Source organism: Hymenobacter frigidus, assembly GCF_014640435.1.
GTDB classification, from domain to species: Bacteria; Bacteroidota; Bacteroidia; order Cytophagales; family Hymenobacteraceae; genus Hymenobacter; species Hymenobacter frigidus.
In genome coordinates this window covers 1-7,220 of record NZ_BMGY01000079.1, presented here as the reverse complement: position 1 = coordinate 7,220, position 7,220 = coordinate 1, and the positions used below count along the sequence as shown (strand labels likewise).

The 7,220-nt window shown below is 59.7% G+C and carries 8 protein-coding genes; 5 read left to right on the top strand and 3 right to left on the bottom strand.

The genetic code is table 11. The annotated features are described in order from the left end of the window. Positions 1-44: 44 nt before the first annotated feature. The 3 genes from IEW17_RS20280 to IEW17_RS20270 form a co-directional block, all read right to left on the bottom strand. Positions 45-647 carry a hypothetical protein gene (locus tag IEW17_RS20280; RefSeq protein WP_188563889.1) on the bottom strand — a complete coding sequence of 201 codons (603 nt, stop codon included), beginning with the start codon at positions 645-647 and terminating at the stop codon, positions 45-47. Positions 648-723: 76 nt separating this feature from the next. Continuing rightward, entirely contained in the window at positions 724-1,083 is a 360-nt protein-coding gene (locus IEW17_RS20275) for a DUF952 domain-containing protein (protein ID WP_188563888.1), read from the bottom strand. Between the two features lie 160 nt (positions 1,084-1,243). After that, positions 1,244-1,630, bottom strand: a complete 387-nt coding sequence (locus IEW17_RS20270) for a hypothetical protein (protein ID WP_188563887.1) — start codon at positions 1,628-1,630, stop codon at positions 1,244-1,246. Positions 1,631-1,791: 161 nt separating this feature from the next. On the opposite strand from IEW17_RS20270, the gene hppD reads away from it, so the two are divergent. The 5 genes from hppD to IEW17_RS20245 all read left to right on the top strand — a co-directional run bounded on the left by hppD (position 1,792) and on the right by IEW17_RS20245 (position 7,172). Next, the gene (gene hppD / locus IEW17_RS20265) at positions 1,792-2,925 is read left to right on the top strand and encodes a 4-hydroxyphenylpyruvate dioxygenase (RefSeq protein WP_188563886.1); all 1,134 of its coding nucleotides are present in this window, start codon (positions 1,792-1,794) and stop codon (positions 2,923-2,925) included. Positions 2,926-3,108: 183 nt separating this feature from the next. Beyond that, positions 3,109-4,020 carry a hypothetical protein gene (locus IEW17_RS20260; protein WP_188563885.1) on the top strand — a complete coding sequence of 304 codons (912 nt, stop codon included), beginning with the start codon at positions 3,109-3,111 and terminating at the stop codon, positions 4,018-4,020. A gap of 87 nt (positions 4,021-4,107) precedes the next feature. Then, positions 4,108-5,844 carry a phospho-sugar mutase gene (locus IEW17_RS20255; RefSeq protein ID WP_188563884.1) on the top strand — a complete coding sequence of 579 codons (1,737 nt, stop codon included), beginning with the start codon at positions 4,108-4,110 and terminating at the stop codon, positions 5,842-5,844. A 163-nt stretch (positions 5,845-6,007) separates the two neighbouring features. Further along, positions 6,008-6,499: a hypothetical protein gene (locus tag IEW17_RS20250; RefSeq protein ID WP_188563883.1), complete on the top strand. Its 492-nt coding sequence runs from the start codon at positions 6,008-6,010 to the stop codon at positions 6,497-6,499. A 70-nt stretch (positions 6,500-6,569) separates the two neighbouring features. Next, on the top strand, positions 6,570-7,172 hold the full coding sequence (locus tag IEW17_RS20245; protein WP_188563882.1) for a hypothetical protein: 603 nt from the start codon (positions 6,570-6,572) through the stop codon (positions 7,170-7,172). Positions 7,173-7,220: the final 48 nt, after the last annotated feature.

The window sequence follows — 7,220 nt, the reverse complement described above, 5'->3', positions numbered from 1 at the left end:
GCCTGGATTGCAATAGTTAACATTCGCAGAACCCTGAAGTTCTGCTAACTCAAACAGCTTCTAAGGGCGGAGCGGGTTTGGTACTGCGCCACGGTTTCGCGCTTGCCAATGCTGGCCACGTCCGTGGCCAGGCTGGCCGCGCTCAGGGCGAGGCCCAACCAGTCGAAGCGCGCGGCCTTATCGGCTTCGGTGGCGGCTTTGGCACGCAGGGCCGTGATTTCGGGCTCGGGGTCGAAGGCCGCCACGGGCTGCGGCGGCAGCGGCGGCAACGGCAGCGAGGCGCTGGCGGCGGCCACGGCGGCCGTTACTTCGGTGCCGGGCAGCGGCTTGGGGCACTTGGCTTTGGGGTTGGAAGCCGGCGCGGGCAGCCGGTTGGCTTCGTACTGAAACGCGGCGGGGTCAACCACCAGCGAGCGCCGCGTGGGGTTAAGGTACTCTGCTTCAAAAACGACTCGCGTGGGCTCGTAGCACACAAAGCTCAGGCGCACCTCCACGCTGTCGGCCACGGCCTGGGCCTGCTCACGGCCTTCGGCCCACAGGTTCGTGGACTTGGCGGGTTTCAGGCCCAGCTGGTAGGTGGGGGCGCAGGCCGTGGCCAACCCAAAAAGTGCCAGTAGCGACAGCGCACGCAAGTAGAAAGGTTGCATAAGCCTGAAGGGAAGTGGAAGTTCTTCTAGTGGGAAGATGCCGCTGGGCGCGCCGCGGTTACACGCTTTCCTAAAGTTATTCTTTTGCAACGGAAATTCCAGCGGGCAACTGAAATTCCCCGGCCGCATCGGCCCCAAACGGCCAGCTGCGCCGCACTGCCACCAGCGGTACAGCCCCAAAAACGTGGGCAAAATGCTGGTTCCGACTAGCTACCCATTCGCGTTCTACGCGCACGCCAGCAAGAGCTAAGGCAGCTTCGTCCCATTCCAGCAAAACTAAAACGGCCCGCCCGGCATAGTACCGGCGGGCCGTTTCGAGAATCTGGTGCGCCTCGGAACAATGAATAAAACCTTCGGCTGCCAAGTCGGCGCTGGCAAAAAAGCCGGTTTTCTGAGCGTGGACCCAGTCGGTGGGCTCAGCGATGCGGTAGAGCATTTTTTGAGTTATGAGTTAAAATAGAACGTCATGCTGAGCGGAGCCGAAGCATCTCGCATGGGGTAGTAGCTTCTTTCGTTTGAGTTTACTACTACACGCAAGATGCTTCGGCTTCGCTCAGCATGACGTTCTGCTTTTTCGTTCTAAAAAAACAGTTGACTTACGCCTTCCACAACTCCTGCTGCACCTGCTTGCCCACGGTCAGCATGATGCGCACGGGGTTCGGAATCAAGGTGATGCGGGCTTCTTTGCCGGGGTATTTTTCCGAATCAACCCACACGCCTTCTTTGGGCGTGGGCGTAGCGCTGGGGTTGCTGGGCAAATAGGCGGTGGGCAGCAGCACGTCGGTGTCCGATTTCAGGTCGGTGTGCACTTTATCAAGGGCCGTTTCGAGGTAGTCACCGTACTCGTCGTTGAAATCGTCTTCCAGGTCGTGCAGGGCTTCTTCCACGTCGTCGTAACGCGTATCATCGTACTTGAGGGTATGCAGCTCAGCTTTTTTCTCAATCAAGGCCACGAGGGCGCGGTTCAGTTCTTCGGTATTCATGTGGACGCTAAGGCAGGTGATTGGCTACAAAAATGGGGATGAATTGCTAAACACTCGCCATCCCCACCCGAAGCGCTGCTTACTAGCCGTCCGAATTTCGTGCTAAACCAACAGAACCCGTATTTTTACCTTCCCAACCCCCACCCATTTCCACTCCGCCTATGCAAACCATGACCTCGCCCGAAGTGCTGGCCCAACCCGCCCAGGATTTCCTCCCCCTCAAAGGCACCGATTTCGTTGAATTTTACGTCGGCAACGCCAAACAGTCGGCCTACTACTACCAAGCCGCGTTCGGCTACGAGCTGGTGGCCTACGCCGGCCCCGAAACCGGCCTGCGCGACCGCGCCAGCTACGTGCTGCAGCAGGGCAAAATTCGCCTCGTGCTCACTACTTCCCTCCTGCCCGACTCCGAAATTTCGGAGCACGTGCGCAAGCACGGCGACGGCGTGAAGGTGATGGCCCTGTGGGTGGATGATGCCCGCCAGTCGTACGAGGAAACCACCAAGCGCGGGGCCCGCTCGGCTTTCGAGCCTTATACTATTGAGGATGAGTTCGGCTCGGTCACGCTGGCCGGCATCTACACCTACGGCGAAAGCATCCACACCTTCGTGGAACGCACCAACTACACCGGCCCGTTCATGCCCGGCTACGTAGCCAAAAGCAGCAGCGTGCCGCAGAGCAACCCCGTGGGCCTGCTGCACGTGGACCACTGCGTGGGCAACGTGGGCTGGGGCGAAATGAACCAGTGGGTGAAGTTTTACGAGGACGTGATGGGCTTCAAGCTCCTGCTCACTTTCGATGATGAGGACATCAGCACCGAGTATTCGGCCCTAATGAGCAAGGTGGTTTCCAACGGCAACGGCTACGTGAAATTTCCTATCAACGAGCCCGCCGAAGGCAAGAAAAAATCGCAGATTGAGGAGTACCTCGACTATTACCACTCGCCCGGCGTGCAGCATATCGCCATCGCCACCAACGACATCCGCAGCACCGTGACTGAGCTGCGCCGCCGCGGCGTGGAGTTCCTCTCGGTGCCCGGCACCTACTACGAGGACCTGCTAGAGCGCATCGGCGCCATCGACGAGGACCTGGAATCGCTGAAGGCTCTGAACCTGCTCGTCGACCGCGACGAAGAAGGCTATTTGCTCCAGATTTTTACCAAACCCGTGGAAGACCGGCCCACGGTGTTCTACGAAATCATCCAACGCAAAGGGGCCAAGAGCTTCGGCAAAGGCAATTTCAAGGCGCTGTTTGAGTCGATTGAGCGCGAGCAGGCCCTGCGCGGCAACTTGTAATGCCGCGCTGAGTCTGCCGCTAACAAAGTCAAGCCGATAGAACCGTCATGCCGAGCGCAGCCGAGGCATCTCGCGTGGGGTAGTATACCAATTGATTGGATTTACTATTGCCCGCGAGATGCCTCGGCTGCGCTCGGCATGACGGTTTTGCTTAATTCTACCACTGCTTCTCTTTCCGACCTGATGCCCAGATTATCGCTGCTGCTCGGGCTGCTGCTGTTGCTTGCCACCCCGCCCGCCGCCTTGGCCCAGCGTGTGGAACCGGCACGCCCCGCCCGCGCCCACCCGAAGCGCCTGGCCCGGCTCGATTCAGCGGTGCCCGAAACGTCGGCCTTGCTCTACACCAACGGTGCGCTCTGGACGCTGAACGATGGCGACAACCCACCGGTCCTGTTCCGACTCGACTCGACCAGTGGCCGCGTGGTGCAGCGCGTGCGCATCGTCAATTTTCCGAATACCGATTGGGAAGAACTGGCCGCCGACAGCCGCTACTTCTACATCGGTGACTTTGGCAACAACGCCGGTAGTCGGCGCGACCTGCGAGTGCTGCGCCTACCCCGGCCCGGCCCTACCGACACCGCCGCCGTGGCCGAGGAAATTGCGTTCACGTACCCCGAACAAACGGATTTTGCGCCCGGCACCTACCGGCACAACTTCGACTGCGAGGCGTTTTTCGTGGCCCACGATTCACTGCACCTGTTCACGAAGCGGTGGGCCGATGGGCGTACCGGCCACTACACCCTGCCCACCCAGCCCGGCCGCTACGTAGCCCGGCCGCGCGGGCTGCTCGATGTGCAGGGCCTGGTAACGGCCGCCGCCCTTGGCCCCAACGAGCGCACTGCCGCGCTGCTGGGCTACACCAAAAATGGCCGCGTGTTCCTGTGGCTGCTCACCGACTTTGCCGGCACCCGCTACCTGGGCGCCCGTGCCCGCCGGCTCCGCCTGCCTAATGCCCTGCGGCTGGGTCAGGCCGAAGGGCTGTGCTTCACGGGACCGGCGCGGGTATTCATCTCCAACGAGCGGCTGGTGCAGCGCGTGGCGTTGGTGCGGCAGCGCCTCTACCGGCTAAACCTGCGGCGCTGGCTGACGCGCTGAGGGGCACCCCGCCGGATTTTCCATCCAACCTCTTTCCTTTGCGACCGTTTCGCCTCTGACTCCCGCACCTCACTCACGCTTTCGCTCATGTCCCTCACCCCCGCAATCCAAAACACCATTGATACCTGGCTCACGCCGGACTACGATGCGCAAACCCAGCAGGCCATCCGCGAAATGGTGGTTTCCGGCCACACCGAAGCGCTGACCGATGCTTTCTACCGCAGCCTGGAGTTTGGTACCGGCGGCCTGCGCGGCATCATGGGCCCGGGCTCGAACCGCATGAACCGCTACACGCTGGGCATGGCTACGCAGGGCCTGTGCAACTACCTGATTCAAAGCTTCCCCGGCCAGGAAATCAAGGTAGCTATTGCTCACGACAGCCGCAACAATAGCCCGGAATTTGCGCAAATCGCGGCGGGCATTTTCTCCGCCAATGGCATCACGGTGTATCTCTTCGACGGCCTGCGCCCCACCCCGGAGCTGTCGTTTGCCATTCGGGAGCTGGGCTGCCAAAGCGGCTGCGTCATCACCGCCTCGCACAACCCCAAGGAGTACAACGGCTACAAGGTGTACTGGAACGACGGCGCGCAAGTAGTGTCACCGCACGACACGAACATCATCGTTGAAGTCAATAAGATTGCCAGCGTGAGCGAGGTAAAATTTGAGGCCGACCCGTCGAAAATCATCCACATCGGGGCCGATATGGACGCCCGATATTTCGCCCGCGCCAAACAGCTCAGCATCGACCCGGCCGCCATTCAGCGCCAGCACGATTTGAACATCGTCTACACGCCCATTCACGGCTCGGGCATCACGCTGGTGCCAGGTTTGCTGCGCGAATTCGGCTTTACCAACGTGAACGTAGTGCAGGCCCAAGCCACGCCAGATGGCAACTTCCCCACGGTGCAGTCGCCCAACCCCGAGGAGAAAAGCGCCATGCAGCTGGCCCTCGACCAAGCCCAGGCCACCAATGCTGATATCGTGCTGGCCACCGACCCCGACGCCGACCGCGTTGGCGTGGGCGTGCGCAATGACGCGGGCGAATGGGTGCTACTCAACGGCAACCAGACTGCCGCCCTGCTCACCTACTACCTGCTGAGTGCCCGCCACCGCGCCGGCCACGCCACGCCGAAAGACTATATCGTGTACACCATCGTGACGAGCGAAATCCTGGGCGACATCGCCCGCCAGCACCAGGTGAAGAGCTACCGCACGCTCACCGGCTTTAAATACATTGCCGGCCTTATCCGCGATTTGGAGGGACAGGAAACCTATATCGGCGGCGGCGAGGAAAGCTACGGCTTCCTCATCGGCGATTTTGTCCGGGATAAAGACGCCGTATCGGCCTGCGCGCTGGTGGCCGAGATAGCCGCCGTGGCCAAAGACCAGGGCCGCACCCTCTACCAGGAAATGACCCAGATGTACGCCCATTACGGCCTCTACGTCGAAGACCTGATTTCCCTCACCAAGAAAGGCCAGCGCGGGGCCGAGGAAATTCAGGAAATGATGGCCAGCCTGCGCGCCAACCCGCCCGTCCACATCGCAGGCCTGAAAGTGGTGGAAATCCGGGACTACAAAACCGGTAAAATCCACGACTTGGCCACCGGTCAAACCACCGCAACCGGCGTGGAAAGCTCCAACGTGCTCCAGTTCCTCACCGAAGACGGCAGCAAGATTTCGGCCCGACCCAGCGGCACCGAGCCCAAAATCAAGTTCTACTTCAGCGTGAAGCAACCCCTGAAATCAACCGTTGATTTCGACCTGGCCGAACGATTGGGACGCGAGAAAATAGCCGCGATAATTGCCGATATGCGGCTGCGGTAACTGCTCTCCGTTGGTAACATTAGCTTTTAAGTGCCCACGCATAAGTAACCGGATAAAGAAGAACGTCATTCCGAGCTTGCCGAGGAATCTCGCTCGCGCCAGTGGGCGGCGCGGATGACTCCGGCAAGATTCCTCGGCAAGCTCGGAATGACGTTCTTTTTGGTTGACTACGGTTACTTATGCGCGACTGCTTAGGCCGCCCCGATTACTTAGCGTATCCTCTGCTCTAGCCACGGCTTTTGCCGTTTCGGGAATCTATTTCCTGAGCAGTAAAGATTTGTTTTTTGGAATCAGCGCATTAATTATGGCTGTGTGTACTGCATTTTTGCACGGGGGCATCGATTTTGATTTGGATTGCAAGCGCTACTGTTTGTACACGGGTTTACATCGCTGGAAGATTGGCGCATGGAAGCAGATGCCCACAATCGTTGGAGTGACAATAAAATATTTTTCGGAACTCGTCACGACTGAGGACGAAACTGGATTGCGCAGGGATAAAAACGCCCGGTTAATCTTAATTCTTTCCGTTGCAAATTCCTCACAGGGAATCATCATTCAACAATTTGATTTGACTGAAAAGAAGTGTGCCCTGACTACAGGTGCGCGAATTGCAGCTATTCTTCAAGTTCCGTTGGCCACTTTCATGTGCGCCTAACTTAATGCGTCAGACGTTGCTCGGTACCAGCCAAAGCCATTCAACACTCCCTGCGACTCCGTGCGCCTGCATGAAGCATCTCTACTTGCTGCCCCTGTTGCTACTTGCTTCGTTGAGCGGACACGCCCAACGCACCCGGCAGGATTTTGTCGTCAAAACTAACGGCGACACCCTGCGCGGGGAGTTTCGGAAGGGCTTTTACCAGCCGGCGGGGCAGCCCCTCACCCTCTACCAAGGCGCGGTGGCTTTGCCGTTCACGCCGGGGTCGGCAAATAGCTACGGCGACGCAGCCGGCGCAGTGGTAGTGAGCCGCCGGGTGGGGCCTCGCGGTCCGCACGTATTTGTGCGGCCCGTGGGACTGGGTTATTTGAGCCTGTACGCCGACACCGACGAGCAAGGCCAGTCGCAGTTTTACCTGCTGCGCCCGGACTCCAGCTACGTGGTTAAGATTGTCCCGGCCTCGGCGCAGCTCACCCTCAACCGGCTGATGGGCGACTGCCCAACCCTGCAGTTCGGCACCGACGAAACCCGCCGCCGCTACCCCATTTCCTACCGGGGAATGCGCGCCCTCGTACTCGCCTACAACGCGTGCCGCCGGCCCGGCCAGCCCACCCGGGTGGTGGCACCCGGTGCCGACTGGCGCGTAGAACGGGGCCTAAGTAGCCACGCATAAGTAACGGTGAATAATTGCGTGGTATTTTTGGCCTATGTTAGCTCCTTT